The 17583-nt window shown below is 46.2% G+C and carries 17 protein-coding genes; 4 read left to right on the top strand and 13 right to left on the bottom strand.

The annotated features are described in order from the left end of the window. The first annotated feature begins 198 nt into the window (after positions 1-198). The gene (locus ACFVQB_RS13290) at positions 199-600 is read left to right on the top strand and encodes a secondary thiamine-phosphate synthase enzyme YjbQ (protein ID WP_179265500.1); all 402 of its coding nucleotides are present in this window, start codon (positions 199-201) and stop codon (positions 598-600) included. Positions 601-793: 193 nt separating this feature from the next. Here the strand turns inward: ACFVQB_RS13290 and ACFVQB_RS13285 are convergent, their stop codons facing one another. From ACFVQB_RS13285 to tkt, 5 genes are all read right to left on the bottom strand, one after another. Beyond that, positions 794-1396 (bottom strand): TetR/AcrR family transcriptional regulator, encoded by a 603-nt coding sequence (locus ACFVQB_RS13285; protein ID WP_063564400.1) that lies wholly within the window; start codon positions 1394-1396, stop codon positions 794-796. A gap of 5 nt (positions 1397-1401) precedes the next feature. Beyond that, a complete protein-coding gene (locus ACFVQB_RS13280) occupies positions 1402-2034 on the bottom strand; it encodes a YigZ family protein (RefSeq protein ID WP_072734274.1) in 633 nt (210 codons plus the stop codon). Positions 2035-2195: 161 nt separating this feature from the next. Next, a complete protein-coding gene (locus tag ACFVQB_RS13275) occupies positions 2196-3551 on the bottom strand; it encodes a glucose-6-phosphate isomerase (RefSeq protein ID WP_076291734.1) in 1356 nt (451 codons plus the stop codon). Between the two features lie 187 nt (positions 3552-3738). Continuing rightward, positions 3739-4056: a pyrimidine/purine nucleoside phosphorylase gene (gene ppnP, locus ACFVQB_RS13270; protein WP_053781719.1), complete on the bottom strand. Its 318-nt coding sequence runs from the start codon at positions 4054-4056 to the stop codon at positions 3739-3741. Positions 4057-4202: 146 nt separating this feature from the next. Further along, on the bottom strand, positions 4203-6245 hold the full coding sequence (tkt, locus tag ACFVQB_RS13265; RefSeq protein WP_379439308.1) for a transketolase: 2043 nt from the start codon (positions 6243-6245) through the stop codon (positions 4203-4205). 433 nt (positions 6246-6678) lie between these two features. Here tkt and ACFVQB_RS13260 point away from each other — a divergent pair, with 433 nt between their 5' ends. Continuing rightward, positions 6679-6912 carry a hypothetical protein gene (locus ACFVQB_RS13260; RefSeq protein WP_379439305.1) on the top strand — a complete coding sequence of 78 codons (234 nt, stop codon included), beginning with the start codon at positions 6679-6681 and terminating at the stop codon, positions 6910-6912. A 333-nt stretch (positions 6913-7245) separates the two neighbouring features. On the opposite strand, the gene purU is transcribed toward ACFVQB_RS13260, so the two are convergent. Beyond that, complete coding sequence (gene purU, locus ACFVQB_RS13255; RefSeq protein ID WP_063564406.1) at positions 7246-8139, bottom strand: formyltetrahydrofolate deformylase; 894 nt, start codon at positions 8137-8139, stop codon at positions 7246-7248. Between the two features lie 22 nt (positions 8140-8161). Beyond that, positions 8162-9289: a deoxyribonuclease IV gene (locus ACFVQB_RS13250; RefSeq protein ID WP_163756535.1), complete on the bottom strand. Its 1128-nt coding sequence runs from the start codon at positions 9287-9289 to the stop codon at positions 8162-8164. 170 nt (positions 9290-9459) lie between these two features. Here ACFVQB_RS13250 and ACFVQB_RS13245 point away from each other — a divergent pair, with 170 nt between their 5' ends. Continuing rightward, positions 9460-9930 (top strand): DUF2621 domain-containing protein, encoded by a 471-nt coding sequence (locus ACFVQB_RS13245; RefSeq protein WP_379439302.1) that lies wholly within the window; start codon positions 9460-9462, stop codon positions 9928-9930. A gap of 157 nt (positions 9931-10087) precedes the next feature. Then, complete coding sequence (locus ACFVQB_RS13240; protein ID WP_379439299.1) at positions 10088-10999, top strand: TIGR01777 family oxidoreductase; 912 nt, start codon at positions 10088-10090, stop codon at positions 10997-10999. Here ACFVQB_RS13240 and ACFVQB_RS13235 read toward each other — a convergent pair. Genes ACFVQB_RS13235 through ACFVQB_RS13210 form a run of 6 tightly spaced genes read right to left on the bottom strand, consistent with a single transcriptional unit; the run spans position 10988 to position 17582 of the window. Continuing rightward, a complete protein-coding gene (locus ACFVQB_RS13235) occupies positions 10988-12895 on the bottom strand; it encodes a DUF6382 domain-containing protein (RefSeq protein WP_379439296.1) in 1908 nt (635 codons plus the stop codon). The two genes, ACFVQB_RS13240 and ACFVQB_RS13235, sit on opposite strands and share 12 nt — an antisense overlap. Before the next feature lie 26 nt (positions 12896-12921). After that, positions 12922-13431 carry an A24 family peptidase gene (locus tag ACFVQB_RS13230; RefSeq protein ID WP_379439755.1) on the bottom strand — a complete coding sequence of 170 codons (510 nt, stop codon included), beginning with the start codon at positions 13429-13431 and terminating at the stop codon, positions 12922-12924. 11 nt (positions 13432-13442) lie between these two features. Further along, a complete protein-coding gene (locus tag ACFVQB_RS13225; RefSeq protein WP_379439293.1) occupies positions 13443-14492 on the bottom strand; it encodes a pilus assembly protein in 1050 nt (349 codons plus the stop codon). A 29-nt stretch (positions 14493-14521) separates the two neighbouring features. Continuing rightward, positions 14522-16672 carry a hypothetical protein gene (locus tag ACFVQB_RS13220; protein ID WP_379439290.1) on the bottom strand — a complete coding sequence of 717 codons (2151 nt, stop codon included), beginning with the start codon at positions 16670-16672 and terminating at the stop codon, positions 14522-14524. 57 nt (positions 16673-16729) lie between these two features. After that, positions 16730-17410 (bottom strand): TadE/TadG family type IV pilus assembly protein, encoded by a 681-nt coding sequence (locus tag ACFVQB_RS13215; protein ID WP_379439288.1) that lies wholly within the window; start codon positions 17408-17410, stop codon positions 16730-16732. Further along, positions 17385-17582: a Flp1 family type IVb pilin gene (locus ACFVQB_RS13210; protein ID WP_379439286.1), complete on the bottom strand. Its 198-nt coding sequence runs from the start codon at positions 17580-17582 to the stop codon at positions 17385-17387. Before ACFVQB_RS13210 ends, ACFVQB_RS13215 begins: the two co-directional genes overlap by 26 nt. Position 17583 lies beyond the last annotated feature (1 nt).

Below are 17583 nucleotides of genomic sequence, written 5' to 3'. Positions count from 1 at the left end.
CTTCAATATTATTCCCATTAGTCTACTTGGTTTTTGCTTTTCTGATACTTTACCAGTTTGCAGTGCTAATCGTCAATGCTTTTATTGAATAAAATGATCCCCAGATTTCGTTGATCCCCTTTATTTAAGTGGTTTGTTTGGTATGTAATGGTTAAGGTACAATCTAGAGGACAATTTGGAGCAAAGGAGTGGATTTATATGTTATACACGAAGAATTTATCGACATCCCGACGGGATGAGATGAAAGATATTACGCGGGAGGTGGAGCAGGTTGTCCGTGACAGCGGTGTGCAGAATGGAACGGTATTGATTTATTGTCCACATACGACAGCAGGTATTGCAATTAATGAAAATGCTGACCCGGACGTCAAACATGACGTACTGCTTCGCCTGAACGAAGTATACCCATGGGAACATCCCGAATACCGGCATGCTGAGGGAAATACGGCTTCTCACTTGAAATCAATCACAACCGGACCATCACAAACGGTGATTATACATGAGGGCAGATTACTGCTTGGCAGATGGCAGGGCATCTATTTTTGCGAATTTGATGGTCCTCGTCAGCGGGAATATTTCCTTAAAATCATGGAAGGCTAGCTCCATTTCATCCCCGTTTCTAATGATTCGCCATCCATTGAAACAAAAATAAACAGGCGGTCCACCCTATTTTAGGGATGCAACCCGCCTGTCATGGTATTCTTCGCGCGAAAACTTTCGCGAGACAACGTTATAAAGAATTAATGTTATGACAATTCACCGCCCTGAAGTGTAGGAGTGCGACAAAAGCGCCTTATTGGACGCCAGGCTGGTGTTGGAGATTACGGCAGAGTACTTTGACATGAGACAACGCGGCCGATTCAATCTCTGCAAAGGTCAAACGGTCCTGAATATAATACGATATGAATCCGTGCATGGACAAAAACAGCGTACGTGGTACACATTGAATATCCTCTTCCGTACAGCCCTCTTCATTCATGTATTGCCGAATAATGGAGGCAAACAATTCAAAGCACCTTCCTTGCTCGGTACGACAATACGATAGCAATTCCTCATCCCGAATCATGAACATGATCTCGTACTGATACGGATTCTCCAAACCAAAACGAATAAACTCCATCATGATATGTTCTACCTTGCTCACGCCGCCCATGACTGGCCTGACCATGGCTTGCAGCAGTAAATGCCCCAGATGATTGAAATCTTCAACCACGATGGCATAAAACAGCTCCGCCTTTTCCTTAAAATGATAATACAGCGACCCATGACTATAGCCCAGATGCTGGCCGATGCTTCGCATCGAAATAGCGCGGTATCCTTTGGTAATAAAAAGATGCCTCGCCGCCTCCAGTATCCGCTCCCTCGACAACTCCTGTTCGACTGCTCTTCTAGCCATATATTTTATTCCCCTTCAATAAAATAAAGCCGCTGTCCCTCCGTGATCCGGGATTGCCCTTGCGTCAAATCTGTGATCCAGGCCACAAATGCCTCGGTTTCACTATCCGGCGGAAGACAAGTCAACGTAACCTTATCGGTGAACCCAGTTTCACCTGTACGGACTTCCCGGCTCCTTAATTCATTTTCCACTTTGCCCAGCCATGTATAATCCAGTTCAACAAACACTTCACGATGGAGCACTTTGGTAATCGCTTCCCCCGCTTCAATGGCTGCAACTGCTCCATCGGTATAAGCGCGAATTAACCCACCTGCTCCAAGCATAATTCCCCCAAAGTAACGTGTAACAACAATAGCCACATTTTTCAATTGCTGATTTTTGATGACTTCAAGAATCGGCTTTCCAGCGGTTCCGCTTGGTTCACCATCATCGGATTGCTTCTGGATCTCATCCCGCTCACCAATCATGTACGCCGAGCAGTTATGAGTAGCATTCCAATGTTTTTTCTTGATCTCATCAATAAAAGCGTTGGCTTCTTCTTCCGTCGTGACCGGCATAATATGACCGATAAATCGCGACTTTTTGATTACAATTTCCAGATTGCCCGGTCCTCGAACCGTCCGATAACGTTCAATCATCCCTATCCAACTTTCCAATTTGATCCATTTTACAAGAAAGCAGTTCCCCGCGCGCACGCGGACGAACTGCCTTGGTTTAACATCCGGGAAACCATTGCTTCACAATGACATCCCAAATGTAATTACATTACCTTATTTAACTATATGAGCAGACCGATGAATTATTCGGAAAGTCTCGCTTCCAGCGCTGCTTTCTCTTCTTCAAAGCCTGGTTTGCCCAGCAAAGCGAACATATTTTTCTTGTATGCTTCCACGCCTGGTTGGTCAAATGGATTGACTCCGAGCAGGTAACCACTAATGCCGCATGCTTTTTCAAAGAAGTATACCAGATATCCGAAAGAATATGGAGACATATCTGGAATGTTCACAATCAAGTTTGGTACTTGACCATCTGTGTGTGCAAGCAGTGTTCCTTGGAACGCTTTTTTGTTAACAAAGTCCATCGTTTTACCTTCAAGGAAATTCAGACCATCCAGATCATCCGGATCAGCTTCGATCGAGATATGCTCCGATACTTCAGCAACCTGAATCACGGTTTCAAAGATGTTCCGGCTACCTTCTTGAATGAATTGACCCATGGAGTGCAAGTCAGTCGAGAAATCAACGGATGCAGGATAAATCCCTTTATAGTCTTTACCTTCACTCTCTCCGTACAGCTGTTTCCACCATTCGGATACAAAGTGCAGGGATGGCTCATAGTTCACGAGGATTTCTGTTCCTTTACCTTTACGATACAGTGCGTTACGAACAGCTGCATATTGATATGCTTCGTTCTCGGCTACGTTCGGATTGCTGTATTCTTTGGAAGCGTCAGCCGCACCTTGCATCATTTCTTCGATACTGATGCCGGCAGCTGCGATTGGCAGCAAACCTACAGCCGTCAGAACGGAGTAACGTCCACCTACATCATCCGGGATAATGAAGGATTCATAGCCTTCTTCATTCGCCAGTTTTTTCAGTGCGCCGCGCTCTTTATCTGTTGTTGCGTAGATACGTTTGCGAGCTTCTTCTTTACCGTATTTTTTCTCCAGTGCTGCACGGAAGATACGGAAAGCAATCGCTGGCTCCGTTGTAGTACCGGATTTGGAGATGACGTTAACGGAGAAGTCTTTGCCTTCAACCAGATCCAGCAAATGAGTTACATACGTGGAGCTGATGTTGTTTCCTGCAAAGTAGATTTCAGGCGTTTTGCGTTTGTCTTTAGGCAGATTGTTGTAGAAAGAGTGTGTGAGCATCTCAATCGCTGCACGTGCACCAAGGTATGATCCACCAATACCGATAACGATTAGTACTTCGGAATCGCTTTGGATTTTAGCAGCCGCTTTTTGAATACGGGAGAACTCTTCTTTGTCATAAGCGGTAGGCAGGTCGATCCAACCCAGATAATCCGATCCGGTTCCCGTTCCGTTGTGGAGCTGCTCGTGAGCCAAACGAATCGGTTCAGCGAAATAGTCCACTTCATGCTGATTGACGAATTGCAGGGCCGTGCTGTAGTCAAACTTCACTTTTTTTGCCATGATCTATAAAACCTCCTGATATCGGTAGCGTATTTTTTTTCCGTTTTCCATTCTAAACAACTTAGCCTAAGGATACTTCAAATCCACAGGGCTGACAAGCTTGCAGCACGAACTTTGTCGTTAGAGTTTAAGAAGCAAAAAGGGTTAACCGAATCCGCGAGTCGCGGTTCTGGTTACCCTTCTTGTATTATTCCGCCGGGTACGAACAGCAGTAGTCGGTAACGCTGCGTATCTCCAGTTTAAATTTGGATTCGGCAGGCACGTGGAACGTAGCTTGACCTTGAATCTCTTGCCAATCTTCTTCTCCGGGAAGTAATACTCTCAGATCGCCGGACAGAATCTCCATAATCTCACGGGAATCTGTACCGAACTCATAACTGCCTGGAAGCATAATGCCCAGAGTCACCTTGCTGCCATCCCCCAAAATAACTGTTCTGCTAGTTACCTGACCCTCATAATAAATGTTGGCCTCTTTCACTACACTGACTTGATCGAACTGTGACATGCGTACCCGCTCCCCCTGAAGTTAATGAAAACAAAAGGCAAAACAGATCAGGGTGGTCGCCCACCCATTCTCTGCCGGAATTCACTTGCTGCTGGGCAGGACTCGCAGTTGAGCGCATCCCGTCCATTGCAGCGTTTATGAAGCTATTATAGCAATGCTTTTACGCGACTAACCACGTTATCCACAGTGAAGCCATACTCCTGGATAACACGGTCGCCAGGCGCGGATGCACCAAATGTGCTGATTCCGAGAATGTCGCCTTGATCGCCGACATATTTTTCCCAACCCATTGGGTGAGCCATTTCAATCGCCAGACGAGCTTTAACATCCGGAAGCAGGACGGATTCTTTGTATGCTTTGTCCTGTTTCTCGAACAGATCCCAGCTCGGCATGCTGATTACGCGAACTTGGATGCCTTGTTCAGCAAGTGCTGCTTGGGCTTTGACAGCCAGTTGCACTTCGGAACCTGTAGCGATGATTTGGGCAACAGCTTTGCCTTCTTTTGCATCAGAGACAACATACGCACCACGTTTCACGTTCTCACGGGAACCTTCAACGGTACCTTCCAGAATCGGCAAGTTTTGACGAGTGAGTACGAGTGCAACCGGGTTGCTCTTGTTCTCAAGCGCGTAAGCCCATGCTGCAGAAGTTTCATTACCGTCAGCCGGACGAATAACTGTCAGGTTAGGAATGATACGCAGGGATGCCAATTGCTCGATTGGTTCGTGAGTAGGACCATCTTCACCAACAGCGATACTGTCGTGAGTCAGGACATACGTTACAGGCAGACCCATCAGGGCAGCCAAACGAACAGCTGGACGCAGGTAGTCTGTAAATACGAAGAATGTACCTCCGAATACTTTCACACCACTGTGCAGTGCCATACCGTTCATTGCTCCAGCCATACCGAATTCACGGATACCGAAGTAAATGTTGCGGCCGGAGTAATCTTCAGGTGAGAAGTTCTCCAGGTTGTTCAGGTGAGTCATTGTGGAGCTTTCCAAGTCAGCAGATCCACCTGTCAGCTGTGGCACGTTATGAGCCAAACCGTTCAGTGCATTACCGGATGCTACACGAGTGGATACAGCTTTGTCTGTTGCTGCATATTTAGGCAGATCACGATCCCAACCTTCTGGGAGGTCGCCATTGATTGCCGTTTCAAATTGAGCTGCCAGCTCAGGGAATGCTTTTTTGTACTCAGCCAATTTCTCGTCCCATGCTTTGTTTGCAGAGATACCACGATCTTTCACTTGTGCAAAGTGTTCGCGAACTTCAGTTGGAACGTGGAAATCTTCCTCGTAAACCCATTTGTAAAACTCTTTAGTCAATTTGGCTTCGTCTGCACCCAGTGGAGATCCGTGAGTACCGCCGTGGCCGCCTTTACCTTGTTTGTTCGGGCTGCCGTAACCAATTACCGTTTTAACTTCAATCAGTGTAGGACGAAGCGTATCTGCTTGACCTTCCTCAATTGCTTTTTGGATTGCTGGCAGATCGTTACCATCTTCAACGCGCAGCACTTGCCAGCCGTAAGCTTCAAAACGCTTCGCAATGCTTTCAGAAGAAGACAGGTTCAATTTACCATCCAAAGTGATGTCATTGGAGTCGAACAACATGATCAATTTGCCCAGGTGCAAACGTCCAGCCAGGGAAGCTGATTCATGGGATACGCCTTCCATCAAGTCACCGTCACCACAGATTGCGTACGTGTGGTGGTCGATTACGTTGAATTTGTCTTTATTGTATGTTGCGCCCAGTTGAGCTTCAGCCATAGCCATACCTACAGCCATTGCAATACCTTGACCCAGTGGTCCGGTTGTTGCATCAACGCCTGCAGTATGTCCGAATTCCGGGTGACCCGGCGTTTTGCTTCCCCATTGGCGGAACTGTTTCAATTGTTCCATAGGCAGGTCATACCCGCTCAGGTGAAGCAAGCTGTACAGCAACATGGAGCCGTGTCCTGCGGACAGGACAAAACGGTCCCGGTTAACCCAAGTTGGGTGGTCCGGGTTATGTGTCATCGTTTTTGCAAAAAGTTGATACCCCATTGGAGCGGAGCCCATAGGCATTCCCGGGTGTCCGGAATTTGCCTTCTCGATTGCATCAATCGCCAGTGTACGTACGGTAGTGATTGACAGATTGTCGATGGTGTTGTTTTCTTCCTTTTGAATCGCTTCGTTCTTGTCAGTCATGGTTTGTCCTCCTCATGTCTTTAGATAAGTCGGGTTGCGCAAGCGAATCCCTCTCATCATACAAGCAAACCGAATTTCACAATAAGTGAATCCGCTTGAGTGTTTCATTTTGACTTATTCACTTTTTTATTGTATCACTTGGCGTGAAGGTTTTCCATAACCTTCTTTTAGAAGATCGGGAAAATTCGGCTGTTTATGACGAGGAATTTGTTTCCAGTTGCGCAAAAAGAGTGTCATACTGAGCATTTCAACATATCTTCTAGCTCAGCTAGCATCGCAAATCCATCGGATGAAGTATAACCTTTAAGCGGAAAACCATACTCATTTTAGATATCGAAGTTGATTTTGCATATAATGGTCCTTGATCATGATTGGAAAAATCGGACTTTTGTGTACATTAGGCTGTACTTCATATGGAAAGGAGGATTCGCATATGCCGGAACATTTGGCAAAGTCAACAAATTCGCTAAAGCACATATTACCCTGGAAAGCCGGGGTTTTAACAGGCCTTACATCCGGACTGGTGCTTGGGTTCTTTTTAAAGGCTATTCAGACTTACACCGGTGAAAAAGTCTATACCTTGCTGCTGAACATTGATTTTGTTCATGGCTTCCGCCCACATTACCTGAATACATCGAATTTGTGCTGCATCTTATCGTTTCCATAATCATCGGTATCTTCTACATATGGTGGATTCAGCGTTCAGGTCATCCGATACTCAGAGGCATCCTGATCGGCGCACTCTCTTCCCTGCTATATATCCCGCTCTCTCAGCTGTCGAGTCGAGTACCTGATCTATATGATATAAAAGCCATACTTTACTGGCTGACAGGGCATCTGTTATTTGGCGTGGCCGTTGGTTTGTGCGGTTATGTATGGCGGCTGCACAACCAAAAAGGCGATCCCCCATTCAAACATGAATAGGGAACCGCCTTTTCTTTTTTTTGGAATAGAGTATATATCTTTCCGAATCAACCTTGCGCAGTATTAAAGCATTAGCTTAAAATACAACGGTTTTATTTTCATGAACCAGTACACGGTCTTCAACATGCCATTTGACGGCACGGGCAAGAACTACACGCTCAATGGTACGTCCAATGCGTTTCAACTCGGTTACATCATCCCCGTGGCTTACACGCTGAACGTCCTGCTCAATGATCGGTCCGCCATCCAGCTCTTCCGTAACATAGTGAGCCGTCGCACCGATAATTTTGACACCTCGGTTGTACGCTTGGGCATACGGTTTACCGCCGACAAAGGCAGGGAGGAACGAGTGATGAATGTTAATAATGCGATTGCGGTAATGCTCAATGAACATCGGGGAAATGATCTGCATGTAACGCGCAAGAATAATCACGTCAATATCATTGCCGATGACGTCCAACTGACGTTGTTCCGCTTCCTTCTTCGTATCTGCTGTAACCGGAATATGGTGATAAGGAATGCCAAATGATTCTACATAGTCCTTCATATCCAGATGATTGCTCACGACAAGCGCGATGTCTGCATCCAGATCGCCAGCCTGCCATTGCCACAACAGCTCAACCAGACAGTGATCCTCCTTGGATACAAAGATGGCGAGTTTCTTCTTGCGGCTAACCGCAGAAAGACTCCAATCCATTTTGAATCGGTTTGCCACTTCTTCAAAATCAGCTTCCAGCTTAGGCAGGTTCAACGATAATTGTGGAAGATCGAACTCGATCCGCATAAAAAACATGCCGCCAGCCGGGTCCATTGTGTATTGGTCCGACTGTACAATGTTTGCACCATGCTGGTGCAGAAAATGAGAAACTGCGGCAACAATTCCTGGTCCATCCGGACAGGAAATGAGCATCCGCGCCCGATCGGCGCGGTTTTTAACATCAGGTCGTACTTGTTTAGCGTGAATCTCCATCGGGTTATTTTTCCTCCTTCAACTAGGCCGTGACAAAAATTTCTTTGCCTGCAAGCCAGGCGATCAAACGATGATTCAGTTGTTCTTCATTCAAGTGCGGGAACAATGCAGCTTCAGCCACGAGGTCATACAGACGTTCCAACGGCTCACGTGGGTCGGCCTTCTTCGCTTTAGCATCATTTTTGAGCAATGTCCAGATATCCAGAACATACGAACGGGACTCAATCTCTTTTCCTTTGAAGAAATGGTGCAATTGTTCCACTTCTGTCAGGAATTCGGGACCAAATCGTCCAGCAACATCCCCGCGAAGCAATGCAATCTCCGCTTCATACATTGGACGCTGTGTTTTGGCCTCTTTACCAATCCATGGCGTTTCCAAAATAAACGGACGTCCCTGAAGAGCTTCATGATGAACTATGCGGTTAATTGCCTCAAAACCAATCCAGCCGGAGCCAATCGGTGTATGACGGTCCTTGTGCGCACCCACAGGGTTCTTACTATCATTAATATGCATTACGGCAATGCGATCAAGCCCTACCGTACGATCAAATTGTTCAAGAACACCGTCCAGGTCGTTCACGATATCATAACCTGCATCGTGAATGTGGCATGTATCCATACATACAGTTAGGCGTTCATTGTGTGTAACCTTCTCCATGATCTGAGCGATCTCTTCGAAGCTGCGGCCCATTTCAGTTCCTTTGCCAGCCATTGTTTCCAGAGCGATATTCACATCCGTCTCTTTCACACCGTCTAGCACTTCATTCAAGCCTTCAGCAATACGTCCGATGCCATAGTGTGCATCCTTGTCCGTAAATGCGCCTGGATGCAGCACGATATTTTTGACACCAATCGCATGTGTGCGACGAATCTCTTCCTGAAGGAAACTTACGGCCAGCTCATACGTGTTTTCTTTGTATGATCCGAGGTTAATAATGTATGGCGCATGGACAACGATATCTTCCATTCCGCCCTCTTGCATCGCAAGCTTGCCTTCCTCAATAAACATGGACTCAATAGGCTTGCGGCGGGTATTTTGCGGTGCACCCGTATATATCATAAACGAACTGGAACCGTACGAGGACGCTTCCTTCGTTGCACTCAATAATCCCTTGTCCGAAAAGGACACATGGGAGCCGATTTTCAGCATCATTAATCCCCCTTTTTCTGAATTATCCCTTATTCTAACGCGATTATCGAAATAAATCTAGAAATGCGCTATAATTCGGGATATAGGCTATTTTTTACAGCTGTAATTTGGAACATGGGTGGGCGGAATCCGTCTTTCCGTGAAAATCAATAAACCGAGGTGACTCCGCAATGATTTTCGGCTCCTACGCTTTGACGTTGACCAGTAGTTCCCCCAGCAATTGGTTTATGAACACGATCGCATTCTGGACCGTTCTTTTGCTTGGAAGTATGTGTATTGGCGGATTTTTTATGATGCGCAAGTTTTTGAAAGTGCTTCCGAAGGCAGACGGAAAATCGAAACTCGATTGGCAGAATCACTGGGTTGAAACCAGCCGACATTTATGGACAGATGAAGCAAAAGCTTTTCTCGACCAGCTTGTAGAGCCCGTACCCGGACCATTTCGAGATATCGCCAAACATTCCATCGCAGCAGAAATCGGCAAAATTGCGTACGAAAATAATGCACCTGAAGTATCCAGAGATCATTGCATTAAAGGATACATTATAGCCACACCGAAGCGGGATAATAAGTTTCTGGTGAAATTTCTGGAGAAAAACCACATTGACTATTCGCCTTATAAACATTTGATGAATAAATAGATCATAGAATTCAGCCGAACATGTATTAGGCTTACATATTTGCAAACATGCTCCGTCAGGTAAGTCATTCCCAGCAAGGCAGTGCTTACCGCCCGGGGCTGTTTGTCGATCCAATATTACATGTCAGCATAGTCAAAATAACAAGGAGGTCGCCAAGATGAAGATTGCGATTTGCGGAGGTACCGGTTTTGTCGGAGGAGCACTCGTTGATTACTGGCTTCAGGCAGGCCATCATGTGAAAGTTATTACACGTAAACTCCCGAATTTACATAATCCCAGCCAAAACCTTACTTATATCTCATGGGAACAGGTAGAGGAACAGCCTCATTTGCTGGAAGGAATGGATGCCTTGGTGAATCTGGCCGGAGAAACGTTGAATCAACGTTGGACAACCAAGGCGAAACTGGAGATCGTTGATTCCAGAGTGACTACAGTAGCGCGCGTAGCCAAATTGGTAGATTCACTGGAGCACAAGCCGGAGGTAGTCGTACAGGCATCTGCGATGGCAATCTATGGCACCTCTCCAACAGAAACATTTGATGAGAACAGTCCACAAAAATCGGTGAATTTCCCATCCCGCGTTTCTGAACAATGGGAAGTTGCGGCTGATGCTATCAAACATGTGAGACTCGTGAAGATTCGTGTTAGCCTCGTGCTCGGTCATAAAAAAGGGGCTTTTCCATTAATGAAACTGCCTTATATGCTTGGTGTTGGGGGCAGGGTGGGAAGTGGCAAACAGTGGACCAGTTGGATTCATATTATGGATATTGTGCGTTTGATTGATTTCACGATCCAAAATAAAGAAATCTCCGGTCCGGTGAACGCCTCTTCGCCCAACCCGGTTACCAACGATGAATTCGGACGCACGGTAGGCAAAGTGTATCATCGTCCGCACTGGTTCCCTGTACCCGGAATTCTGATCAAAACACTGGTCGGAGAACTCTCTGTCGTGCTGCTTCAGGGACAGCGGGTTATCCCGCAAAAAGCGTTGGATCACGGATTCCAGTTCACCTTCCCTACATTAACCGATGCACTGGAAGATCTGAAACACCGGGGTCTATCCGACTGAACGATACGTGTAAACAGACTCAGCCAACATAAAGGTATCTCCATCTTCCAGTGGATACTCTTTATATGGAGCAAGAACATTGCCCTTGAAAATGGTTCCATTCACAGAGCCCAAATCCTTAATGACATAGCCCGATTTGTTCCGGCTCAATTCCACATGAGCACGGGACACGCCGGTTGCTGAATCTACCCACTGAACCATGTCCGCCGATCGACCAATAACAAACGACGCTCCACGGACATCCATCCGTTCATTTTTGTCCCCGGTTGCTGATCTGCGTTCAAGATAAAAAGAAGGTGCTACTGGACCTGCTCCTGTAATGCTTCCGCCAGCAACACTCTGCAAATTTACAGTTGCATCAGCCGCCGCATGATGACGGACGAGCTCAGATGTTGCAGCCACGGCTTCGACATTATGCTGAACGAAAGGTTCATCAGATGCCTCAGATGGTATATGTAGATTTTGAAAGCGAGAATTTCCTGCTACAGATGACCTGGATTCAAAAGAATGCTCCCCTTCTGATTGCGCACTTTGCATATCACCAGAGTTCTGTTGACTCGTGTAACCTTGTGCATATGCGTTACCTTCTGGCGAAATTTCAGATGCATTCCACCGCCAGCTCTCCTGAAACATCTCTTCTTCGCTTTCTTTCTGCTTACCTTTGCCTCTACCCAAGCCAAATAAAGCAGATCGCTTATTAGATGAGCCCTCCTGTAATTCACCATCTGTATATTCTTCATTCGGCATCTTTTTGCGTAGCAGATTGGATTTCGAATTTCTAAATTTCCCTTTAGTCACCCATACCCAACCCGCGATTCCAAGCAACCCAGCACTTAATGCTGCAGATAGAATCATTTGTGTCTGCCCCGGTTGTTCCATATAGATGAATCTCCATACCAACGCCATGGCAATCATACAGCCCAGAATGATATAAGTCGTTTTGGAAGATCCCTGCTTCTCGTCCTTTTCCATATCATCGTCCTGTAGTGAATCAAACGTTTGGCGCTGTGACGAATTCGTAACACCCTTCGATTGCAATGAGAACTCTATCGGTGAACGTCTACCGGAAAATCCCGAAAAGGGTTTGTTAAGCGGTTTGTTTTCCTCCGCTGTAGATACCCTCGGTTGATGGTCTGATTTCAACTGGTGCCCAGCTTCGCCATTTCGATCCAATTGACGATACTGATCTTGCCCACTTCTATTGGAAAAGGGATCATTCCCCTGCTCTGGAATAGCAGAAAATGGAATTCCTAATTTACTGTCCGTTGAGCCGGATGACCCACGTGAAGACATAAACGATGCTTGGCCTGAACCACTCTGTTCATCTGCATATAATTCAAGCAAAAGTTCACGCAGTTGTCTGATATCCCATTGTTCACTGTCACATAGCTGAAGGACACGCTGAATCCCTTCGCCCTGAAGTTCCTGAACATGGGCCATTAACCTAATAACCAGTTCGCGGAATTGCTGAGGCGTCGGATCGACCTCAACTGCATCGACAATCGGAATGTATACCAAACCAAGCTCTCCCAGTTCAAGTGAACCATTGATAAATATGTACTCTTCCTGAATCTGTAATTTACGTGAATCCAACATATATTGTCTACATTCCGTAAATGTATCTGCCAGTTGAAACAATAGACCATATAACACACGGAGTTTGATTTTTCCTGACTTCAACATCTGAGGTAACATCTTATATCCTGAAATATCATATTGTAATGTTACATTTCGATCCACCTCCCGGATATGAATTGGAAGAAGTCGGGGGATTTGATTGGAAGACAACATGCCCATCTGAACACGGCTCAGTTCGTCCATTCGCAGCCCTTCCTCTTTCTCCAAAACCATAAACGATCCGCCGTTTCGAATGAAATCTCTCGTTAATCCATACATGCCAATCCTCTCTTTCCATTGCTTAGTTAAGTCATATAGATATAGGCGCTAATGAATCCCGGCAATACGGCCAGCATAAAGGGAAACTTCAATGTCTTTTCCTGATTGACCAGTTTGAGCGAACCGAGCATGAAGAAACCGGCAAGATTTCCTGCCATGCCACGAATCCGCTTCGCAGAATCCCTACGGAACAAGAGAATGACTAATCCAATTGCCCCTGCGTACAAAACGGAGTAAATAATAACGTGAACGCCAAAGGCCAGCCCTGTCCAAGCTCCAATTCCTCCAAACAATTTAACATCTCCCGCGCCCACTGCCCCGATCAGATACATTAGAAATAAGACACCAAACCCAATCGCGAATCCGGCTGCTGAGAACAGGAATCCCTCCCATCCTCCCCAGATGATATGGGCCAGCACTCCCGCGACAGTCACTGGTAAAGTCAAACGATTTGGAATTTTCATCGAACGAACATCTGTAACAAAAGCTGCAATCACATATAGACCACAGGCCAGGTAAAACCACTCCACCTCCATCATCTCCTTCCTTATTTTCTGGAAGCCACATTAAACTCAGTCACCGTCTTGACACCATCCGCAGTCTCTACCACAAATGTCCATGTGCCTTCCGTTGTACGTGTACCAACAAACCAATTCCACTCAATCACACCATTTTCGTCGGCAGTCGCCCATCCGATATGCTTGGCTGAACTTTCGCCGGACTTGTAAAATATCGTCAAGTTTGCTGTAGCTCCGGGCTCTACTTTGACCTTAATTGTCGCGTTGTTGCCTATGTATGCTGGTTCCGGCTTGGATAACACGGTTGCTGCTCCAGCTGAATCCGCGTCTCCTCCACTACTATTGGAGCCTTCTCCGGTATCTCCGATCCATACCCGTTCTGCCGCAGCGGCTTGAATGCGTAAAGATTTCCCTAGAAAGGGGACTTTAACAGGCAATTCATAGCTCAATTCAAGCCGAAAGTACGGATTCGTTTTATTTTTGAGATCAGGTATGGAAATACCGTTAACATGCACACGCTCTACATCCAGTACAGAAGTATTAATAAAAGGCTGAAGCAGCGGTTTAACGGTCGGATCAAGCACTGTCTCAAGAACAGAAGTCTTGATCTCCTGTAACGGTTGTTCACCTCTGGCAGCGGCTGCACGTACCCAATCGCTTAGCGGCTCTGGCAGCGAAGAGGCATACTCTTCGGCCCATTCCGTCAGTGACAGCTCCGGTATTTTCCAACCACCCTCCGAGCCTCCACTACCTGCGGAATCAGAGGGCGTGAATACAAGGGAGACCGGATATATTTTCGTGGATAACTGCTTTACTGCTTCTCCTGCCGTGCTCTGCAACGCTGTTGATACTAAAGTCATCTGTACGATAAAAATGAGGAACATGACAAAAAACAGGAATACAGGCAAAACCAGTGAGGCTTCCAAAACAATGCTGCCCTGCTCACTTTTTGGAGAATGCACCTTCTGAATAGAACGTATCTGTTTAGTCAGAGATTTCAATCTTTCCAGTCTGTGTATTCGTGCTAGTCGATTGTGCAAAGATGCCAAAACTTTTTCCTGCTGATGCTGCTTATCCATAATCCCTCCACCGAAACGACCCGAATTATTCAATAGGAGTAATCGGCCTTTCGATCAATGAAAAATCGCCCATCTTCTACTTGGTCTGCACTACCCATGACAGCACCTATACTTCTTGTGACTCCTGGTAAAAACCATAATTTGATACTACTGCGCATGTTTCCCGAAGCATATGTCTGCTTCTCATCCGGATTCACGCCGGTATTCAATCGGATCAAAGCCAACATTCTGGACATTTTGCGTTCATTGTTGCTATGCATTAATAGGAACAAACGGAGATGGTCCCTGTATGTAAGCTTGACTTTGATATATTTGGACAATTCCACACTACCGTCTTTAGCCAATTTCACCATGTCTGCTATAGCGTTTGTAATTCCGTATAAAATCGCAGCAGATAATACAAGTAGTGGATTGCCAAGCTTGCTATTCTCAATTAATCCTTCTGCAGTTCGAATCGCCAGACGCATGCCAAAGATCTCCGCATATGCAGCGGCAATGTTCCCAGAAGGATTATGAAAACCATATACGATGTACTCCAGTTCCTGATTTTCCAGTTTGAACACTTCACCAGCATCTCCACTACCTTCAGTCCAGCCCAGTAGCTGTCCAAAATCCATCGAGTTGAAATACGCCAGTGCATACTCATTCTGAAACAACTCATCGCCAAGACTATCCAGCAAATTGGACATCCCGCTGAACAAACTGTCCATCCCGTTCATCGCGTCACCACCAGAATCATACGGATCACCAGCAATCTCTGCCTTCTTGGCTTCCTCACGGCTCGCTTGGTTAAAAGCGATGTTGGCGTTGTAGTACTCCTCCAATTGTTTGAAGGCTTCCATGGAACCTGAGCTTCCCTTTTCGATTTGTGATAATATGCGTTTAACATCCTTCAACTTCCCTTTGGATTCCTTGTCATTCGCTTTGCGCTGGGCATCAGATCCGCGGCCACTCTCCAACAGCTGTTTGCTTTGAAGAATGACATTGGAGGGTCCACTTCTCACGTAAGTGTCCATGTATCGTTCTGTGACCTGGCTAGCCTGTCTAACCGCTGGTTTAATGGAAACACCACTCATTACCGTAACCGAACGAAGCTGCGTATTAAGCTCCATGCTGTCATTTCTGACATTGGCGAAATCCGAATTTTGTGAGCGTACACGTGCATTTAACTGATCGAATATTGTGTCAGCTCTTACAAGTTCAGAAGCAAGGGAGCGTGTACTCTTGGCTTCACTTCCCGATCCGGTAGACGGAGGGCTCGTCCCAGGCAGCGTTGAGTTGCCTACTTTTTCATAACTGGCATTCTGTGAACGGTTCTCCCCCTCAGCGATTACCCGCTTCATTTCCTCATTGATCTTGCGAGCTTCTTCAATCTTGGCTTGGGCTTCCTCCAATTTTGTCTGGTGAGCCTGCAATGCTGGTTGTATGATCATGCTTATGCCTGTCGCCACATTCCCTACGCCTGTTCGATAACGAGCCAGCTCTAGCATGTACTGCTGCTGGTTGAATGGCAGTCCCTCATCCATTTGTTTTTTATTTAGATAATCCGCATAACGCGCTGCTACTTCAGCAGCTGTCTCTGGCGTCTCTCTTAACATCTCGTCGTAAATGGCAGAGGAAGGTGGATTCATGATCAGTGCGGGCAGACTCTTCAGCTTATCGGCCGATTCCGTCTGATTGGCTATTGCTTCGTCCAGCAATTCCTCACGTTTGTCATAAAGTTTTTGCAATTTTTTGAGCAAATCCACAGTATGAGCAGCTTCTTTCATCTCTTCTGACATCGGCTTAAAACGATTGACCACTTCCAGGGTAAAATCAACCGGCGCACGATATTTCATATCCTCCTGAATTTGGCGATTAAAGATATCGTATCTGCCCAGTTCACGCTCCATGCTTAGTGAAGTCGTATCCCATTGGATATCCAAAATTGGAAAACCATCTTTCACAGCCGAGGGCTTCACACTATCATTCAGCACCTTGGCCATGATGGCCTCACCACTGCTGTCACCGTATCCAAATAGACCATACTCCCGCAAGGAAGTATCATAGGCTGACATCACAGATCTCATCGCCGCATGCGTCATTCGTTCTGCCTGTACTTTGAAAGCAGCAATACGAGCATAATCAATAAAAATGGAAACAAACATAAAGATTCCAGCCAAAATCAAGATCAAGAACACGGTTACGGCTCCAGATTCACCGTCTTTTTTTCTGAACAGTGTTTCCTCCTCCTCTCCTCATTTTTTGGTTTTGCCAAAATGCTGTACAACCTGTCCTGCTTCAGCGGCAGTACTGGCTGCGGCTCCGCCCTTGCCTTTAAACTTGGCTGCATAATAACGGACCAGATCCACCGTTCGGATGAATTCAGTAGGCTCTACAACTGCAGATGTCCCTTGTGTAAGTACGCTGTTACCTGAGTCAAATAAAAAAGAAGGCAGTGGTAAAGAAATCACCTGATCCAGCTTGGTTGTAACTTTTCGCTGGATCAGCGAGTTCTGGTATTCAATCGTTCCGTTCATGCCAGAAGGCATACCTTGTGCGGCTTGGGAAAGTTTCTTTTCCGATAGACTTCCGCCTTCCCCTGCGGGTACAGAAACAATGACCTCATTGTCTGCTCCCGCCCAACCAAACAGTGCTCCGAGCAATCGATCATCGGTCAATCTCCAGTACAAGTTGTCATGTTCCCCAGCCACAACTTCTCCTGTCATTGGCTGCTTGTGGCTATTGTCCCAGCTGTAGGCGGCACGTTCAGAAGCTGCATACGCATGTTGGTTCAGAAATGTCTTCTGATACATGTACATGGAGAAAAAGAGAATCAGGACGAGAATAAACAACACAATAGGGAAGACCAGGGAGGCTTCAATGGTGAAGCTCCCTTCTTCCTTTTTCAGCCTAATTTGAATTCGGGAAAAATTCATTACTTTTTGTGTCCACTTTTTTAAGAAGGTCTGTCACCAATAGCTCTATCTGCTTTCTAAATATCACTGCAATAATGATAATAACGCCGATGATCAGAATAAGCTCCAGCGTACCGAGCCCATCCTCTTCCTTCCAAAATCCAGTTACTTTGCTTTTCATCAATTCCAGCATT

It is taken from the genome of Paenibacillus sp. NPDC057886 (assembly GCF_042796655.1).
In the GTDB taxonomy this organism is placed as follows: Bacteria; Bacillota; Bacilli; order Paenibacillales; family Paenibacillaceae; genus Paenibacillus.
This window is presented reverse-complemented; position numbering and strand designations above follow the sequence as displayed.